This window comes from Thiocapsa sp. (assembly GCF_011390875.1).
Taxonomy (GTDB): domain Bacteria; phylum Pseudomonadota; class Gammaproteobacteria; order Chromatiales; family Chromatiaceae; genus Thiocapsa.
Genome location: NZ_JAABRP010000106.1, coordinates 1 through 17,370, shown reverse-complemented (window position 1 = coordinate 17,370; position 17,370 = coordinate 1). Strand labels below are relative to the sequence as shown.

General features: G+C 65.0%; 13 protein-coding genes. 9 read left to right on the top strand and 4 right to left on the bottom strand.

Annotation, left to right across the window (positions count from 1 at the left end; genetic code table 11):
- From GPT33_RS10200 to GPT33_RS10190, 3 genes are all read left to right on the top strand, one after another.
- Window positions 1-220 (top strand): Rap1a/Tai family immunity protein (locus GPT33_RS10200; protein WP_296808291.1); only part of this gene is annotated, 220 nt, incomplete at its 5' end.
- Window positions 221-283: 63 nt separating this feature from the next.
- Window positions 284-517, top strand: coding sequence for a glycine zipper family protein (locus tag GPT33_RS10195; RefSeq protein ID WP_296808288.1), 234 nt, complete (start codon window positions 284-286; stop codon window positions 515-517).
- 466 nt (window positions 518-983) lie between these two features.
- Window positions 984-1,259 (top strand): RNA-binding protein, encoded by a 276-nt coding sequence (locus GPT33_RS10190; protein ID WP_296808286.1) that lies wholly within the window; start codon window positions 984-986, stop codon window positions 1,257-1,259.
- Between the two features lie 98 nt (window positions 1,260-1,357).
- On the opposite strand, the gene ubiD is transcribed toward GPT33_RS10190, so the two are convergent.
- The 3 genes from ubiD to GPT33_RS10175 all read right to left on the bottom strand — a co-directional run bounded on the left by ubiD (window position 1,358) and on the right by GPT33_RS10175 (window position 6,158).
- Window positions 1,358-2,839, bottom strand: coding sequence for a 4-hydroxy-3-polyprenylbenzoate decarboxylase (ubiD, locus tag GPT33_RS10185; RefSeq protein WP_296808284.1), 1,482 nt, complete (start codon window positions 2,837-2,839; stop codon window positions 1,358-1,360).
- Between the two features lie 402 nt (window positions 2,840-3,241).
- Window positions 3,242-5,275, bottom strand: coding sequence for an oligopeptidase A (gene prlC, locus GPT33_RS10180; RefSeq protein WP_296808295.1), 2,034 nt, complete (start codon window positions 5,273-5,275; stop codon window positions 3,242-3,244).
- A gap of 202 nt (window positions 5,276-5,477) precedes the next feature.
- Window positions 5,478-6,158, bottom strand: a complete 681-nt coding sequence (locus GPT33_RS10175; RefSeq protein WP_296808281.1) for a CNP1-like family protein — start codon at window positions 6,156-6,158, stop codon at window positions 5,478-5,480.
- 207 nt (window positions 6,159-6,365) lie between these two features.
- Between GPT33_RS10175 and smc the strand changes: the two genes are divergently transcribed.
- From smc to GPT33_RS10150, 5 genes are all read left to right on the top strand, one after another.
- On the top strand, window positions 6,366-9,962 hold the full coding sequence (gene smc / locus GPT33_RS10170) for a chromosome segregation protein SMC (RefSeq protein ID WP_296808280.1): 3,597 nt from the start codon (window positions 6,366-6,368) through the stop codon (window positions 9,960-9,962).
- 232 nt (window positions 9,963-10,194) lie between these two features.
- Entirely contained in the window at window positions 10,195-10,965 is a 771-nt protein-coding gene (locus GPT33_RS10165; RefSeq protein WP_296808277.1) for a cell division protein ZipA C-terminal FtsZ-binding domain-containing protein, read from the top strand.
- Window positions 10,941-12,992, top strand: a complete 2,052-nt coding sequence (ligA, locus tag GPT33_RS10160; RefSeq protein WP_296808274.1) for an NAD-dependent DNA ligase LigA — start codon at window positions 10,941-10,943, stop codon at window positions 12,990-12,992. Before GPT33_RS10165 ends, ligA begins: the two co-directional genes overlap by 25 nt.
- Before the next feature lie 138 nt (window positions 12,993-13,130).
- On the top strand, window positions 13,131-13,403 hold the full coding sequence (locus GPT33_RS10155) for a segregation and condensation protein A (RefSeq protein ID WP_232407138.1): 273 nt from the start codon (window positions 13,131-13,133) through the stop codon (window positions 13,401-13,403).
- A gap of 4 nt (window positions 13,404-13,407) precedes the next feature.
- A complete protein-coding gene (locus GPT33_RS10150) occupies window positions 13,408-14,220 on the top strand; it encodes a carbonic anhydrase family protein (RefSeq protein ID WP_296808270.1) in 813 nt (270 codons plus the stop codon).
- 185 nt (window positions 14,221-14,405) lie between these two features.
- On the opposite strand, the gene GPT33_RS10145 is transcribed toward GPT33_RS10150, so the two are convergent.
- Window positions 14,406-15,719: a cytochrome c family protein gene (locus tag GPT33_RS10145; RefSeq protein ID WP_296808267.1), complete on the bottom strand. Its 1,314-nt coding sequence runs from the start codon at window positions 15,717-15,719 to the stop codon at window positions 14,406-14,408.
- Window positions 15,720-15,963: 244 nt separating this feature from the next.
- Here GPT33_RS10145 and GPT33_RS10140 point away from each other — a divergent pair.
- On the top strand, window positions 15,964-17,370 hold a 1,407-nt coding region (locus tag GPT33_RS10140), incomplete at its 3' end, for a multiheme c-type cytochrome (protein ID WP_296808265.1).

The following is a 17,370-nucleotide window of genomic DNA, read 5'->3' as shown; positions in this document are numbered from 1 at the left end:
CCTCGAGGCGACCGTCCAGTATCACGACGGTGTCACGGCCCGCAACGGATTGAAGCGCCTCATCTGTTATCCCCAGGGCGCCACGATCGAGAATGCCCGCGAGGCGTTCGTTGCTTGGGCACAGGCCAATTCCGGGAACGCCGAATTGATGGGCGAGCAGCCTGTCAAAGGTGTGGTTCGCGCGCTTGCAGCCAAGTATCCGTGCAAGGGTAAGAAATAGGCCCTCAACCGATCGGGCGTCGGCCTTCGGCTCGATGCCCTTGTAGTCTCGGAGATTTCAACGATGAAAGTCACCACAGTCACGGCCGCGTTCGCCTGCATCGTCCTGCTCGGCGGTTGCGGTACCACCACCACCTCCCGTGTCGCCACGGGTACCGGCCTGGGCGCGGCCAGCGGCGCCGCCATCGGATCCTTCAGCGGCAACGCCGGTCGCGGCGCGCTCATCGGTGCCGGCGTGGGTGCCTTGGGCGGGGTGCTCGTCGACGAGCATCAGCGCGGCAGTTTCAGCAACAACTGATCCGGTCGACCGAGCCGTTCGTCGGCTCGGTCGTCAGCCTGTCGATCGCCCCGCCGAGTGCGCCGATCGGGTAGACCGGCCTTCGGCGCGGACCTTCCCGGAAATCGGCTGCCCCCTCAATAGAATCGTCACATTTTCGTCAATAAAACTGAGTTGACGCTTCGCACACGATCCACTAGCTTTCATCAGGAATCCATCGATGCGCTTTCGGCATCCCGGCGCAGGATATGGTGCTGGAAACGGCGTAGGAAATCGACCTGGGGCACGACAGTTGCCGCGTGATCTTACGGGCGCGTCTCGGGAGTCCACCGGGATGCCGCACCGGATTCAGGTTCATAGATCCCCTCTCCCGTGCCGTCGATCTCCGCGCGGATTCGGGTTTGCGTTACCCGCTGTCGAGTCGGCTTGTGTGTTGGCAGCTCGGCAGTCTTGGCTCGACCAACGCACACCAGCATGAGAGACAGCGATGAGGATCTACGTAGGAAACCTGACCTATAGCGTGACCGACGACGACCTGCGGGAAGTCTTCGGAGAATTCGGTGATCTTGCCGCCGCGGAGGTGATCAAGGATAAGTTTTCCGGTCAGTCCAAAGGCTTCGGATTCGTCGATATGCCCAATAACTCGGAGGCGGATGCGGCCATCAAGGCGTTGAACGAAACCGACTTCAAAGGACGCAAGCTCACCGTGAACGAGGCGCGTCCGCGTGCCGAGCGTCCACGCGGCGGTGGGGGCCGCTACTGAGCACGTCGCTCGAATCATGATTTAAATACGATCGTCGTCGGGGCGCGTCGCGCCCCTGGCGCCGATTCAGATCCTCGCTTGTCTGCCCCGTCTCGTTGTCAGTCGCTCCGCCCCGCGCGGATCCCGAGGCTCTCCCACATCCCGTCGACCCGTTCGCGTACTGCCTCGTCCATCCGGATCGGGCTGCCCCACTCCCGCGTGGTCTCACCCGGCCACTTGTTCGTCGCATCGAATCCGACCTTCGACCCCAGCCCCGAGACCGGCGATGCGAAGTCGAGATAGTCGATCGGCGTGTTCTCGATCATCACCGTGTCGCGTACCGGATCCATGCGGGTCGTCATCGCCCAGATCACGTCCTGCCAGTCGCGCGTGCAGACGTCCTCGTCCACGACGATCACGAACTTGGTATACATGAACTGACGCAGGAATGACCAAACGCCCATCATTACCCGTTTGGCATGCCCTGGATATTGCTTCTTGATGCTGACGACCGCCAGGCGATACGAACAGCCCTCCGGCGGCAGATAGAAATCCCGGATCTCGGGAAACTGCTTTTGCAGGATGGGGACGAAGACCTCGTTCAGGGCCACGCCCAGGATCGCCGGCTCGTCGGGCGGACGTCCGGTATAGGTGCTGTGATAGATCGGATCGCGCCGTTGAGTGATGCGCTCGATGGTGAAGACCGGGAACTCGCCGACCTCGTTGTAGTAGCCCGTATGGTCACCGAAAGGCCCTTCAGGTGCCATGTCCTCCGGGTGGATATGGCCTTCGAGTACGATCTCGGCACTGGCCGGGACCTGAAGGTCGGAACCCTGGCATGCCGCCAACTCGGTGCGGCTGCCGCGCAGCAGCCCTGCGAAGGCGTATTCGGACAGAGTATCCGGCACCGGCGTAACCGCACCGAGGATGGTCGCCGGGTCGGCGCCGAGCGCAACGGTCACCGGGAAGGGTTTGCCGGGATGGACACGTTGCCAGTCGCGAAAGTCGAGCGCGCCGCCGCGATGCGCGAGCCAGCGCATGATGACCCGGTTGCGCCCGAGCACCTGCATCCGATAGATACCGAGGTTGTGGCGCGCCTTCTCCGGCCCCTTGGTGATGACCAGGCCCCAGGTGATCAGCCGCGCGGCATCGCCCGGCCAGCAATGCTGAATGGGCAGGCGCCCCAGATCGACTTGATCCCCGCTGAATTCGACCTCCTGGCAGGGCGCGTTGCGCCGAACCTTCGGGGCCATGTCCAGCACCTTCTTGAAGATCGGCAGCGACTGCCACGCCTCCTTCATCCCCTTCGGCGGATCCGGCTCTTTGAGAAAGGCGAGCAGCCTGCCGACCTCGCGCAGTGCCTCGACCGATTCTTCGCCCATGCCGAGCGCGACCCGTCGCGTCGTCCCGAACAGGTTGCCCAGCAAGGGCATCTTCGACCCCTTCGGTCGTTCGAACAGGAGCGCCGGACCGCCTGCACGCAGCGTCCGGTCGCAGATCTCGGTCACCTCGAGATAGGGGTCGACCTCGACCCGGATGCGTTGCAGTTCGCCGCGCTGCTCGAGCTGATCGATAAAATCACGCAGGTCGTGGTACTTCATTTTTTATCCCGTACCGGGATAAAAAAGCAGGTCTTCATAGGGTTAACCTCATTCGGCGAATTTGGGCCGTGGTGCCCCGTGACCCGGGGCTTCACGGACTCGGCCATATCGCTGATCGGATCCGGTGGACAACCACAGTAGGGTGGGCAAGCGACGTAGGGCGGACGAGCCTCGGCGAAGTCCACCAAGCCGCGCTGGTGGACTGCGCTGCGCTTGTCCACCCTACGGTACTGATGTCCTTGGTGCGGGCTGGATGGGTTTCGCTGCGCTCTACCCATCCTACGTGTTTCGGTGGTTATTGAATCGTTTCCTAAATATCTTAAACCGCGCCGGCTCCAGCGGTCGTCAAATCTGCCGGGGCCGATCCCATCCAAAAACATCACATAGCGCGCTGGGCGCGGTTTAAGCAGCGATGCCGGAATGCCGCAGCAACGCATCCGTATTCGGCTCGCGCCCCCGGAACCGCACATAGAGGATCATGGCGTCCTCCGAGCCGCCCTTCTCCAGGATGTTCTCCCGGAAGGATCGGCCGGTGTCCGCATCGAATACACCCTTTTCCTCGAACAGCGAGAAGGCGTCAGCCGACAGGACCTCGGCCCATTTGTAGCTGTAATAGCCCGCCGCGTAGCCGCCCGCGAAGATGTGCGAGAAGGCGTGGGCGAAGCGGTTGAAGGCGGGCGGTCGGATCACGGCGACCCGGTCGCGGACCTCCTCGATGATCTCGTAGACGCGTCCCCCGCGCGCCGGGTCGTATTCCAGATGCAGGCGGAAATCGAACAGCGCGAATTCCAGTTGTCGCACCATCTGCATGGCCGACTGGAAGTTCTTCGCCGCGGTCATGCGCTCGTAGAGATCCTGCGGGATCGGCGCACCGCTCTCCCAATGGGCTGCAAAGAGGTCGAGCGATTCACGCTCCCAGCACCAGTTTTCCATGAACTGGCTGGGCAGCTCGACCGCGTCCCACGGCACCCCGTTGATCCCGGCGACACCTGGATAGTCGACCTTGGTCAGCATGTGGTGCAGGCCGTGGCCGAACTCGTGGAAAAGTGTCTCGACCTCGTTATGGGTCAGCAGTGAAGGCTTGTTGCCGACCGGCGGGGTAAAGTTGCAGACCAGGTAGGCGACCGGGAGCTGGTCGCAGCGACTGGTATGCATACGGTTGGTGCAGACGTCCATCCAGGCCCCGCCGCGCTTGTTCTGGCGTGCGAAGGGGTCGAGATAGAACTGGCCGCGCAGCGCCCCGGATGCGCCGTCGCGGATCTCGAAGAAACGTACATCCGGGTGGTAGGTGTCGAATGACTCCGCTTCCTGGATCTTGACCCCGAAGAGGCGCTCCACGACGCCGAACAGACCCGAGAGGACCCGCGAAATCGGGAAATAGGGTCGCAGCTCTTCCTGGCTGATTTGATAGCGGTGCAGGCGCAGCTTCTCGGCATAGTAGCCCACGTCCCAAGGCTCCAGCGTCTCGACGCCATGCTGCTCGCGCGCGAACGCCTCCAGCTCCGCAAGCTCTTTGCGTGCCTGATCGACCGAGCGGTCGGCCAGGTCATTCAGGAAGGCCAGCACGTCGTCCGGCGAGCGGGCCATCTTGGTCGCGAGCGAGCGCTCGGCATAGTTTGCAAATCCCAACAGCCCGGCCAGCTCGTGACGCAGCGCGAGGATGCGCTCCATAATCTCGCTGTTGTCCCACTCTCCGGCATGCGGCCCCTGATCGGAGGCGCGTGTGCCGTAGGCCTGATAGAGCTCGAAGCGCAGCTCGCGGTTGTCCGCATAGGTCATGACAGGCATGTAGGAGGGCAGGTCGAGCGTGAAGAGCCAGCCGGTCTGGCCCCGTTGTTCGGCGTTCTGCCGGGCCAACCCAAGCGCGGATTCGGGCAGGCCCGCGAGCTGCGACTCGTCCTCGATCAGTGTGCTCCAGGCATTGGTGGCGTCGAGCACGTTCTCGGAATACTTGGTGGTGAGCTGCGAGAGCTCCTGACTGATGGCTCTGTAGCGGGCCTTTTCCTCGGCCGGGAGATCGACGCCCGAGAGGTGGAAGTCACGCAGCGCGTTCTCCAACAGCTTGCGCTGCGCCGGGTTCAAGTGTTCCTGCGCGGCGACGGCCTGATAGCCGCGGAAGAGATCCTCGTTCTGCCCGACCTCGGTGCCGTAATCGCTGAGCTTCGGCAAGCAGGCGTTGTAGGCCGCGCGCAGCGCGTCGCTGTTGAGCACGCCGTTGAGATGTCCGACCGGAGACCAGGCGCGACTCAAGCGGTCGTCGATCTCGTCCAGTGGCTCGACGAAGCTCTCCCAGGTCGGCACCGCGACCTCGCCGGTCAGTCGATCGATCTCGGCGCGACAGTCGGCGAGACAGACATCGATGGCGGGCTCGACGTGTTCGGGACGGATCCGGGAGAAGGCCGGGAGGCCGGTGGTCTCGAGCAAAGGGTTCGTCATGGGTGTGGCCTGATCGGGTTCGCGGGTCGAAATGGTCATAGGGTTGCACTCGGCAGCCGCTCGCAGGGGCCCGCCGGGACCACCGGCGGGTCGGAACAATGGCAGCCTGACTGACCGCCGAATCATGCGGGCTGCACGCCGGAGTTTCCAGTCGATCGGGTCAGCGCGGGCGCACGGAGGTCAATCGACGCGCTCGGCGTCTTCAGTCCGGCAGGAATCCCATGTTCTGGCGCGGAGAGATCCGGCCCTTGAGCGAGCGGACCATGTCGATCTTCGGACGCGGTGCGAAGGCCTGCGGGATGCAGAAATGAAACCGCCACAGGTCGTGGCGCCAACGCTCCCCGCCGTGGGCGGGGAGCGGCAGCCATTCTTCCGACTCGATCGGAACGAACCGTTCTCCGGCACCGTAGGCGTAGATCTTGTAGGCGCCCCTCGGCGTGCAGCGGATGCCCTCGAACGAGAGGTTACGGGCCCCGGTGCGGCCCTCCGCCACCAGGGTGTAGCGGACCACATCGTCGGTTCCGACATTCAGGTTGGCGGTGTCGATGAAATACCGCATCGCCGCGTCCGGACCGTCCGGGACCAGCTCGACCAGATCCGCATCCTTCGGCCAAGGCGGCAGCGCGGTGTCCGCTTCCTTCCAGGGCGTGCCCGGTCGAACGCTCGAGGGTACGGGAGGCTCGGCGTCGTTCACGAAGGCGTTCTCGGCGGCCGACGCCGATATCGCAAAGCACAGGAGTAGGAGCCAAAGAAGCGTGCGACCCGCAAAGACCGGCCGGGGCAGGGGGACCAAGGGAAGCTGTCGGGGGCGTGTCATGAGATGGATCACCGGGAATGAAGGGGTTTCAGCCAGGACAACCGGCCGGAAGGATGTGCTCGCCATGACGCCCCTCTCCGTGCTCCGTACCAGGGCGCATCGCCGAATCGAGATCCTTAAGTCTATACCGAGCGCAGATGCTTTTTCGCAAAGCAGGGCGTGCAATGCGGCGGAAAACCCACCTGCGCTCGGTCTACCGGCCCGAGGGGTCTCCGCCATGCGACACGATCGGCCCGCTTGTGCGGCCGATTCTCCTTCCGGTATGGTTCTTGGATGCGTCTTGAAAAGATCCGACTTGCCGGCTTCAAATCCTTCGTGGATCCCACGACGGTGCTCTTTCCCGGCAATCTGGTCGGTGTCGTCGGTCCGAACGGCTGCGGCAAGTCCAACGTCATCGACGCGGTGCGTTGGGTCATGGGCGAGAGCTCGGCGAAGATGCTGCGCGGCGAGTCGATGGCGGACGTCATCTTCAACGGCAGTACCGGGCGCAAGCCGGTCGGGACGGCCAGCATCGAGCTGGTGTTCGACAACGCCGACGGCGGCGCGGGCGGCGCCTATGCCGCCTTTAATCAGATCTCGGTCAAGCGCCAGGTCTCGCGCGACGGTCAGTCGGCCTACTTTCTGAACGGGACGCGCTGTCGTCGGCGCGATATCCAGGATCTCTTCCTCGGCACGGGTCTCGGCCCGCGTTCCTACGCCATCATCGAGCAGGGGATGATCTCGCGCATCATCGAGGCGCGGCCGGAGGATCTGCGGACCTTTCTGGAGGAGGCGGCGGGGATCTCCAAGTATAAGGAGCGTCGGCGCGAGACCGAGAGCCGGATGCGCCAGACCCGCGAGAACCTGGATCGGCTCGACGATCTGCGCGACGAGGTCAACAAACAGATCCAACATCTGGAGCGCCAAGCCGCCTCCGCCGAGCGCTACACCCAGCTCAAGGCCGAGGAGCGGCGTCTGGATCTGGAGCTCAAGGCATTGCGCTGGCAGGCGCTCGACGCGGAGATCCGCACCCGCGAGCAGCGACTGGCCGCGACCGAGACTCGCACCGAAGCCGGGCTCGCGCAGCAGCGTCGGATCGAAGCCGATATCGAGGCGCGGCGTGCTGACTATCAGAGTGCATCGGAGACCTTCAACGGTGTGCAGGGCCGCTTCTACGCCGTCGGCTCGGAGATCGCGCGGGCCGAGCAGGCCATCCAGTTCGCCAACGAGGCGCGCGGTCGGCGCGAGGGCGAGCTGGTGCGGCTCGATCAGGAAATCGCCGAGTCCGAGGACCACTTGGAGCGCGACCGGGGACGGCTCGCCGAGATCGATCACAACCTGGCTCGCGACGAGCCCGAGCTGACGGGCGCGGATCACGCCTTGTCCGGTGTGCTCGAGCAGATGAAGCTCGCCGAGGATCGGCTCGAGCATTGGGAGCGTCTCTGGGATGACTTCAGTCGAGAGGCCGCCGGGCCGTCGGAGCAGGCGCAGGCCGAACGCGCACGGATCAACGCCTTGGAGCAACGCAGCGACCGCGATCGCGACCGACTGCGGCGCTTGGACGAGGACCTCGCACGTCTGCAGGGCCTGGAGTTGGAGGATCGGTTCCTGCAGCTTGTTGCGCGAGAAACCCGATTGGAGAGCGAGCTTGCGGACATGGAGGAACGTCAGGAGTCCCTGGGCGCCGATCTCGGCGAGCGAGACGAAGCGATCGGTGTGCTTGCCTCGGAGCTCGATTCGGTCCGCACGCTGTTGCAGCAGGCCCGGGGCCGTTTGGCCTCGCTCGGTGCCCTGCAGGACGAGGCCCTCGCGGACACCGATGCCGACGGCGGGCGTGCCCACTGGCTTGCCGTTGCGGGACTCGCCGATGCCTCGCGTCTGATCGATCGGCTCGAGGTCGACCCGGATTGGCAGCGCGCGGTCGAGGTCCTGCTCGGAGATGCGGTTCGCGCGATCGGCATCCCGGATCTCGATGGTGCGCTGGCCGGCGGCGACGATCCGCCTCCGGGCGTGGTCCTTTTGGAGACGCGCCGCGATGCCGATGTTCAATCCGAGGCCGCACCGGACTCGGACGGCGGACCGGCGGCTCGGGCAATCCTCGCGCATGTGCGCACGCCTTGGGCGCTCGACGGCCTGCTTGGCCGGGTCCGTACGGTCGATCGGCTCGCCGATGCCGTGGCGATGCGCGATGCGTTGGGGCCGGCCGAGCAATGGGTGACGCGCGAGGGCGTGCGGGTCGGTCGCGACTGGTTGAGCACGCCGCCGGTACAGGCGCAGGGTGGCGTCATCGCGCGGGCCGAGACGATCAAGGCGCTCGGCGTGGAGATCGCCGATCTTCAATCCAGGGAGGCCGAGCTCTGCGCCGAGCAGGAGCGTGCGCGCGCGGCCCGAACGCTGGCTCAAGAGGAGCGTGAGGATGCGGGACGGCAGCTGACGGCGCTCGGTCGCGAGCTCTCGCAGCTCAAGGCCGAGCTCGCGAGCCTTCGCGCCAAACGCGAGCATCGGCACGATCGGCTGCAGGCACTGGCAGCCGAGCGCGGCGAGCTGCACGAGCAGATGGCCGATGCCCTGGAGGAAATGGAAGAGTCACGCGAGCGTCTGCACGAGCACCTGTCCCTGGTGGAGACCTTGGCGGAGCGCCGCGAGGCGATGCAGGCCGAACGCGAGGCGCTGCGTGCCGGGCTTGCCGCGGCGCGTGACGAGGAGCGTCGTTGCCGGGAGCGGACGCAGGGTTTGCGGGTCAGCGTCGAGTCGAACCGCGCCGCCCGAACGGCCACCCAGCAGAGCCTTGCGCGCCTTCAGGAGCGCCGCGCGGTGCTGCATGAGCGCCGCGCCGAGCTGTTGGATGCGCTCGAGGAGAGTGTCGAGCCCTTGGCCGAGCAGCGGGCGCGTCTCGACGAGCAACTGGTGCTCCGGGTGGAGGTCGAGGAGGCGTTGGCCGAGGCACGCAACCGGCTCGAGGCCCTGGATGCCGAGGTGCGCGAGCTCGAGCAGGCGCGTCAGCGCTTGGAGCAGGAGAGCCGGGTCGGTCGCGGCGAGCTCGATCGGCAGCGTTTGGAGCAACAAGAGCGTCTGGTCCGTCGCCAAACCCTTGCCGAGCAGATCGCCGAGCCGAGCGTCGGGCAGATTGCCGGGCAAATGGATGGGCAGATGGACGGGCAGATGGACGGGCGCGGGCGCACCCCGGTCGAGGTCCTCGCCGCGATGGACCCTGCGGCGAACGAATCGCAGTGGCAGGAGGCGCTCGCCAAGACCACGGCGCGTCTGCAGCGGCTCGGTCCGGTGAACCTGGCGGCGGTGGACGAGTTCCGTCAGCAGACCGAGCGCAAGGTCTATCTGGATACCCAGCACGAGGACATCAGCCGCTCGCTCGAGACCTTGGAGCACGCCATCCGCAAGATCGATCGCGAGACCCGCAACCGTTTTCGCGAGACCTACGATCAGGTCAACCAGGGGTTTCAGCTTCTATTTCCGCGTCTCTTCGGCGGCGGCCACGCGAGCTTGGATCTCACCGACGAGGATCTGCTCGAGACCGGCGTCACCGTCATGGCACGCCCGCCGGGCAAGCGCAACTCGAGCATCCATCTGCTCTCGGGCGGGGAGAAGGCGCTTACCGCCGTGGCCTTGGTCTTCGCCATCTTCGAGCTCAACCCGGCGCCCTTCTGCATGCTCGACGAGGTCGACGCGCCGCTCGACGACGCCAATGTCGGACGCTTCTGCGAGCTGGTGCGCTCCATGTCGGAGCGGGTCCAGTTCGTCTTCATCAGCCACAACAAGGTCACGATGGAGATTGCCGATCATCTGCTCGGCGTGACCATGCACGAGCCCGGCGTGTCGCGGCTCGTCTCGGTCGACGTCGACGAGGCGGTGCGACTTGCGGCCGTATCCTGAGTCATCGGCGGTCCTCGTCCGATCCGCGGGGTGCCGGTGCCGTCGCGTGCCCCTGCTGTTATGGGCCCTTGCTGTTGTGAACCGGTTCGGGTGTGAGCCGATGCCGTTGTGGTCCCCGCCCAGCGTATCCCGGCGCCATCCTGCATCAAACCCGCCCGAGCGGGGATACAGCTCGCTCGCGCATTGATATACTCCACCCAGTCCTGAACGTCAGACCGACACGAACGCTTGAATGGACGCCAATACCATCCGTCTAATACTGATTGTCGTGGGTGCCTTGCTCATCCTCGCCCTCTTCCTGTGGGAGCGCAGCCGCCGCGCCGACGACACGGACGAGGACGACGACTACGAGGAGGCCGATGCCCCGTACGGTCTGTCGTCCGGCAAGCGCGAGCCTGATCTCGGTCTCGGTCGCGGGCGCGTGTCCGACAGCGAGAGGGCGCCGGCGCGCAGGGATGTCTCTGCCGCGGCGGGATTGCGTCGCGCCGAGGAGGAGTCCGGGAGCGCCTCGGAGTGGGCACCCGAGCCAGACGCGGACGACGATCCCGGCCTCGCGATGGCCGACGAGATCGAGCCCCTGTTGATCCAGCTCAGCGTCGGCGCACGCCGCGAGCCCTTCGTCGGAGCTGAATTGTTGGTTGCCGCCGATGCTTGCGGTCTTCGTCCCGGCCGGATGGATATCTTTCACTGTCTCGACGAGTTCGACGACGATACCCGCATCTATTTCAGCATGGCCAACATGGTGAAGCCGGGGACATTTCCGTTCGATGCCATGGATGACTTCTCGACCCCCGGTTTGATGCTGTTTGCCCAGCTCGACGGACGTCCGGAGGACATCACGGTCCTTGAGGAGATGATCGCCACCGCGCGCAAGCTCGCCAGCGAGCTCAACGGCGACGTTCTCGACGAGAGGCGTCGCCCGCTGACAGTCGGCAAGGAAGAGGAGTTGCGCCGGGCCGTGCTCGAGAACGAGCGCCGATGGTCGAGAACGGCGGAGCGTTGATCGGCTCGGATGCCGACCGCGAGCGCGCCGCCCGGCTGCGCACGGAGATTGCTCGCCACAATTACCGCTACTACGTCCTTGATGATCCCGAGATCCCGGACGCCGAATACGACCGTCTGTTCTCCGAGCTTCAAGCCCTCGAGACCCGCTATCCGGAGCTGAGGACGCCTGATTCGCCGACGCAACGGGTCGGCGCCGCACCGCTCTCCGCCTTCGCTCAGGTCCGGCACCGTCTGCCCATGATCTCGCTCGCCAATGCGATGAGCGACGACGAGTTGGCCGAGTTCGACCGCCGGATTCTCGCCGCTCTGCCGGGAACCGATCCCGTCATCTACACCGCCGAGCCCAAGCTCGACGGGCTGGCGATGAGCATCCGCTACGAAGCGGGTCTGCTCGTTCAGGCCGCGACCCGCGGCGACGGCTCCACCGGCGAGGATGTCACCGCGAACGTACGCACCGTCAAGAGCGTGCCGCTGCGTCTCGTCGGCGAGGCGTGGCCCGCTGTGCTCGAGGTGCGCGGCGAGGTCTATATGACCCGCGAGGGCTTCGATCGGCTCAACAAGGGCGCAGCCGAGCGCGGGGAGCGGGTCTTCGCCAACCCGCGCAATGCCGCGGCGGGGAGTCTGCGCCAGCTCGACCCGCGCGTAACCGCCATGCGGCCCCTGCGTTTCTGCTGCTACGGGTGGGGCGAGATCTCGATCGACCCCGACGAGAGTCAATACGCGATGCTGCAACGTCTCGCCGGCTGGGGGATCCCGATCTCAAAGGAGCTGCGACAGGTCGAGGGGCCGGACGGCTGTCGGACCTATTTCGACGACCTGGGCCGCCGCCGCGCCGCGCTGCCCTACGAGATCGACGGCGTGGTCTTCAAGGTCGACCGGATTGCCGATCAGACGCGACTGGGCGCGACCGCACGACATCCGAAGTGGGCCATCGCGCGCAAGTTCCCCGCTCAGGAGGCCCTGACGGTTGTCGAGTCGGTCGAGTTTCAGGTCGGACGTACGGGCGCCGTGACCCCGGTCGCCCGGTTGCAGCCCGTCCAGGTGGGGGGCGTCACCGTGGCCAACGCCACGCTGCACAATATCGACGAGGTGACCCGCAAGGATGTGCGGGTCGGCGATACCGTCGTCATCCGACGTGCCGGCGACGTGATTCCCGAGGTCGTGAGTGTCTTGGTCGAGCGCCGGCCTCCCGATGCGGTGCCGGTCGAGATGCCGGCCCAGTGTCCGGTGTGCGGGTCCGACGTGCTCCGGCCGCCGGGCGAGGTGGTGGCGCGCTGTACCGGCGGCCTTTATTGTCCGGCCCAGCGCAAGCAGGCGATCCGGCATTTCGCCTCGCGTCGCGCCATGGATATCGAAGGTCTCGGCGAGAAGCTTGTCGAGCAGCTCGTGGATTCGGGGTTGGTGCGCGAGCCGGCCGATCTGTATCGGCTGACTGCCGAGCAGCTCGCAGGCCTCGAACGCATGGGCGAGAAATCCGCGGCCAACCTGATCGAGGCGCTCGAGCGCAGCAAGTCCACGCGCTTTGCGCGCTTCATCTTCGCCCTCGGGATTCCGGATGTCGGCGAGACGACCGCGCAGGCGTTGGCCTCTCGATTCAGCGGGATCGGCGAGCTGGAGCGGACCCGCGACTCGGATTTCATCGGCGACCGCGGCGTCAAAGGGATCGGCCCCGTGGTGGCGGCAGAGATTGCGGGCTTCTTCGCTCAAGCGCACAATCGCGAGGCGATCGAGCGGCTGCTCGCGGCTGGGATCCACTGGCCGGACACGCCTGCTCCCGCGAAGACCCCGGATGCACTGCCCCTCGCGGGCAAGACGATGGTCATCACCGGCACACTCAGCCGGCCGCGCGAGGAAATCGCAGCCCGGTTGCAGGACGCCGGTGCAAAGGTGACGAACAACGTCTCGAAGAAGACGGATTATTTGATTGCGGGCGAGGCGGCGGGCTCGAAGCTCCAGAAGGCGCAATCACTCGGTGTTGCGATCCTCGACGAGACCATGCTGAACGCGTTGCTTGATCGCCCCTGATCTGCGCGGTGTCGGAGTCTTCCGGCATCGCCCCGTAACACTGATTCGAATCATTACAAACGGTCGCCAAAGCCGCGTTGACTGCGGTTGCCCGCTTCCTGTGGTCGAACCAACTTGCCAGACTTTACGGACCCCGCCATGCATGAATTGAGCAAAGAGCAGCAGATCCTGATCGCGATGCGCAAGACCCTGTCCGCGATCATTCGAGACGTGACCCCGCCGCCCGGGATGCGTCACCCCTTGTCCGACCCGACCATCGAGGACGTGCGTCAGTGCTTGGGGCTGATCGCCGCCCGCGAGAAGGAGCTGGCGGACGCTCAGGGTCGCGGCGGGGAGCGCCCCTACTATGTCGACGAGCCACCGGATGCCCGGGTCGTACCGATTGCCGGCATCAAAAAGCGCAAGGAGTGATCCGATGACAGATCCGCGTCCGGCCAACCGCGGTGCTGCCCGACGTCGCCGTTTCGTGCGTTTGACCCTATGTCTCGTGGCGGCCGGTCTTTGCAGAGATGCTGTTGCGCGCGATCCGGCGACAACGCGGGAACCCGAGTGGACGTACTCCGGGGTCGCGGGTCCGGACCAGTGGGGTGATCTCGGCGGGGCCTACGAACCTTGCGCACGGGGCGAGCTGCAATCGCCGATCGATATCGTCGAGACCCAGCGCGTGACCTATACGCCTTTGCTCTTTCGCTATCGATCGCAGCTCCTCGAGGCCGAGAATACCGGACGTGGAGTCCGCTTGATCTCGCCCCCCGGCAGCGCGCTCGTGGTTCGGGGGCAGGCCTATGATCTCGTCGAATTCAGCTTCCATGTCCCGGGTCTGCATGGCTTCCAGGGTGTTGCCGCTGAGGCCGAAATCCACATGCTGCACCGCGACGCTCAGGGCGGCTATGCCGTCGTCGCCGTGCCGCTGCGCTCCGGCGATCGCGAGAATCGGATTCTCGATCGGATCCTGGAGCATTTGCCGACGCAGCCGGGTGAACGGGTGCGGCAACGTCAGGTGGGCATCAACCCGCTCTTCCTGTTGCCGGTCGATCGCAGCTATTACAGATACACGGGTTCGCTTGTCACGCCGCCATGCACCGAGCCGGTGCTTTGGTTCGTCTTTCGAGAGCCGCTCGAGGTGAGCGCCGAGCAGATCCAGCGCATCGCTCGGGCGACCGGTGCGAATGCCCGACCCATCCAGCCCCTGAACGGCCGTCCGGTCTTTTCGCTCTTCCGCTATTAAACCGCGTCCAGAGCGACATGTGTCGTTTTCATGGTGTATTCGGCCTTGGGGATTTCACCGGCCTTGGTGGAGACGCGGTTTAAAATGTTATTTCTTAACACCTTAAACCGCGCCAGATCCAACAATCGTCGAGTCTTCCGGGGCCGATCCCATCGAAAAACATCACATGCCGCGCTGGGCGTGGTTTAGGGTGCGACGATGGACTGCTCGACCTCGGCAACGAGCACCGGATCCGTCAACTCGGTCGGGAGTTGGCTGAACTTCTCCACCAACGACGGCCACATGAGGTTGTAGTACAACTCGCCGCGCACGAGCACGACGCCCTCGGAGGGGATCTCGTAGGCAATCTCGCGCGTCTCGTGCGGCTTCAGCCGAGTGTCCTCGCCGGGCTGCGTGGCGGTCGGCGGCGGGGCGGGCATGCCTTTGTCGTCCGCCAGGCCGTAGAACAAATACGCCTTCGGATCGTCCTTGGAGGGATGGCCCTTGGCGTTCTGCCAGACCACCTCGCCTTGATCGTTGTAGGCGGTCAGCTTGAAGTACATGTTGCGGAAGGGTGCTCCGGTCGGTACGGCATGGGGTTGCGAGTTCTGCATCAGGACCTTTGTCTTGAGGATGTCGCCGTCGAGATCGCTTTTCACGTCGAAGACGACAGAGCGTTTCAGCATGCCGTGGTCGTGTCCGCCGCCCATGGAGTGATCGACGAGACCGCCCGAAACCGGCATGTGGCAGGATTGGCAGGCCACCTTGCTGCCGCTGGCGACAAACTCGTCGCCGGTCGCACACAAGGGAACGTCGTTGGGGTTGTTGCGCCGGTCGTGACAGCCCATGCAGGCATCGGAGGTCTTCATCAGGACGGGGCTGGCATCCATGGCAAGCGCCGGGATCTCGATGCCGTCCATCTCGACCGGCTCGCCGAGATGCGGGTTCGGTTTCTGCGAGTCTTCCGCATCGTCGACCGCTCCGCCGAAGAGATCGTCACCGGCGGCCGCGAGTTTTTGCACGCCGCGCGGGAATGCCGTAGGACCTTGGAGTCTGTCCGAGACCTCGTACGCCTTCAGTCCGAGACGCAGCTTCCCGTCCTCGCCCTGGATGCCTTTGTAATTCTGAAGGGTATGGCAGGCCACACAGTTCACGCCTTCGCTGTAGGCGACGTGCGCATCGAGTTTGGTGGTCTTGTCGCGCGCCGCGTTCGGGGCATGGCATTGCAGACAAATCGGGTAGGTGCCCGACTTCTTGTGCACCTGTCCTTCGGCCGTCGGGTCGCCGACCTCCATCCCGTAGAAGGCGCCGTGGATCGGATCCTTCAGGGCTGTGCTGTTGGCGTGCATGGAGCCTTTCCACTGCCGATAGATCTCCTCGTGGCAGGTCTGGCAGACCTCGGCCGAAATGAGATGCATCGGCTCGGATGCCTCTTCGCCCGCAGCGGCCGGGCCGGCGGTGGCGGCGAGACCGAGAGCAAAGCCGAGTGGAATCGAGAGTCCCGCGAACAAGCGTCGCATGATGATGTCGCTCCTCTTCTTATCGTGATACGGACGGATTGATACGGATGGTTGTCCAACCGCTCGGGATTGTTCTTCATTCGAGCGCATTATGGAAGTGCGGCCGATCAATGAAGCGCCATCCACGTCGTGAAGGATTCGGTAATTAATAAAATAAGCATAGTCTACTGAATTAGATCGCTCTCGATTTGCGCTCTATAATCCCGCTTGGTTTCCTCTTTCAGTAGGTCAAGAGGTCGTTCCGATGCCCCCTGTCGTTCTCTCCGATTCATTCCGATGTGCCCTGCTCCTTTCGATTTTTGCGTTCGCCGTGCCGGCTGCTGCCGAGAAGGTGACGCTCGACCCGACCCATTGGGGACACGAAGCAGGCGATGCCTGCGTCAGTTGTCACACCAAGTCATCGAGCGGTCTCGCTCAGCAGTGGCGCGACAGCGCCCATGCCGCCGCGGGCGTGAACTGCATGGATTGTCATCAGGCCGAGCGTGCCGACGTAGACGCCATCGAGCATGAGGGCCAGGTCATCGCGACCATCGTCTCGCCGAAGGATTGCGGGCGCTGTCACACGAAGGAGTTCGAAGAGCAGCAAGGCTCGGTTCATGCCGAGGCCTACTCGATCATCGAGGACCGTCTGCCGGCGTTGGCGCACAACGTCGGCGGCGCCGCCATGCCGGCCGCCTCCTGCGACCAGTGCCACGGCTCGCGGGTGAAGGTGCGCGGAGACGGCACGCTGGATCCCGCGACCTGGCCCAACTCGGGCATCGGGCGGATCAATCCGGACGGATCCAAGGGGTCATGCTCGTCGTGTCACGGCCGGCACCGCTTCTCGAAGGCCCAGGCGCGCGAGCCCGAGGCGTGCGTACGCTGTCACTCCGGCCCGGACTCTCCGGACAAGGAGATCTTCGAGGCGTCCAAGCACGGGATGGTCTATGCCGCCCATCGCGACGAGATGAATCTCGATGCCGCCGAGTGGGTTGCGGGGCGCGACTATACGGCCGCACCGACCTGCGTGACCTGCCACATGGGCGCCGCCGGGAAGCTGCCCTCGACGCATGACGTGGGTCTGCGCAACGTCTGGAGTCTCAACACGCCGGTGTCCAAGCGCCAGTTTCTCGTCATCTTCGAGGACGGTCACAAGATGGAGCTGCCCTCGGACGAGCCTGCGCCGCGACGCGGGACCGAGATCGCCCGTGCGGACGGCACGATCGGGGTCGTCAAGGCGGTCGCCACACCCGAGCGTCGCCGCCAAGCGATGTCCCTGGTGTGTGTCGAGTGTCACGGGAAGGGCTTCACCGAGAGCTTCATGCGCCAGTTCGACGCGGTCGTCGAGCTCTACAACACCAAGTTCGGCGAGCCGGCCCGGGCGATCATGGCCGGGCTCTACGAACGGGGCCTCCTCACCCCGACCGCGTTCGACGAGCCGATCGAGTTCACCTATTGGGAGCTGTGGCACGACGAAGGCGCGCGCGGCCGTCACGGCGCATCCATGATGAGCCCCAATCATGCGTGGTGGGAGGGCATGTATCTGGTCGGCCGCAATTTCTACGCGCGCTTTCTTCCCGAGGCGCGCGCGGCGGCCGGCGAGCACGCGGACGCGTTGGTCGATGCCGTGCTGCGTGCGAACGGGCAGCACGAGTGGCTGGATCAGCCCGGC

Excerpts from the sequence above, each read along its gene's own strand:
- GPT33_RS10195 (WP_296808288.1), top strand. The coding sequence starts at position 284 with ATGAAAGTCACCACAGTCACGGCCGCGTTCGCCTGCATCGTCCTGCTC.
- GPT33_RS10190 (WP_296808286.1), top strand. The coding sequence starts at position 984 with ATGAGGATCTACGTAGGAAACCTGACCTATAGCGTGACCGACGACGAC.
- ubiD (WP_296808284.1), bottom strand. The coding sequence starts at position 2,839 with ATGAAGTACCACGACCTGCGTGATTTTATCGATCAGCTCGAGCAGCGC.
- prlC (WP_296808295.1), bottom strand. The coding sequence starts at position 5,275 with ATGACGAACCCTTTGCTCGAGACCACCGGCCTCCCGGCCTTCTCCCGG.
- GPT33_RS10175 (WP_296808281.1), bottom strand. The coding sequence starts at position 6,158 with ATGGCGAGCACATCCTTCCGGCCGGTTGTCCTGGCTGAAACCCCTTCA.
- smc (WP_296808280.1), top strand. The coding sequence starts at position 6,366 with ATGCGTCTTGAAAAGATCCGACTTGCCGGCTTCAAATCCTTCGTGGAT.
- GPT33_RS10165 (WP_296808277.1), top strand. The coding sequence starts at position 10,195 with ATGGACGCCAATACCATCCGTCTAATACTGATTGTCGTGGGTGCCTTG.
- ligA (WP_296808274.1), top strand. The coding sequence starts at position 10,941 with ATGGTCGAGAACGGCGGAGCGTTGATCGGCTCGGATGCCGACCGCGAG.
- GPT33_RS10155 (WP_232407138.1), top strand. The coding sequence starts at position 13,131 with ATGCATGAATTGAGCAAAGAGCAGCAGATCCTGATCGCGATGCGCAAG.
- GPT33_RS10150 (WP_296808270.1), top strand. The coding sequence starts at position 13,408 with ATGACAGATCCGCGTCCGGCCAACCGCGGTGCTGCCCGACGTCGCCGT.
- GPT33_RS10145 (WP_296808267.1), bottom strand. The coding sequence starts at position 15,719 with ATGCGACGCTTGTTCGCGGGACTCTCGATTCCACTCGGCTTTGCTCTC.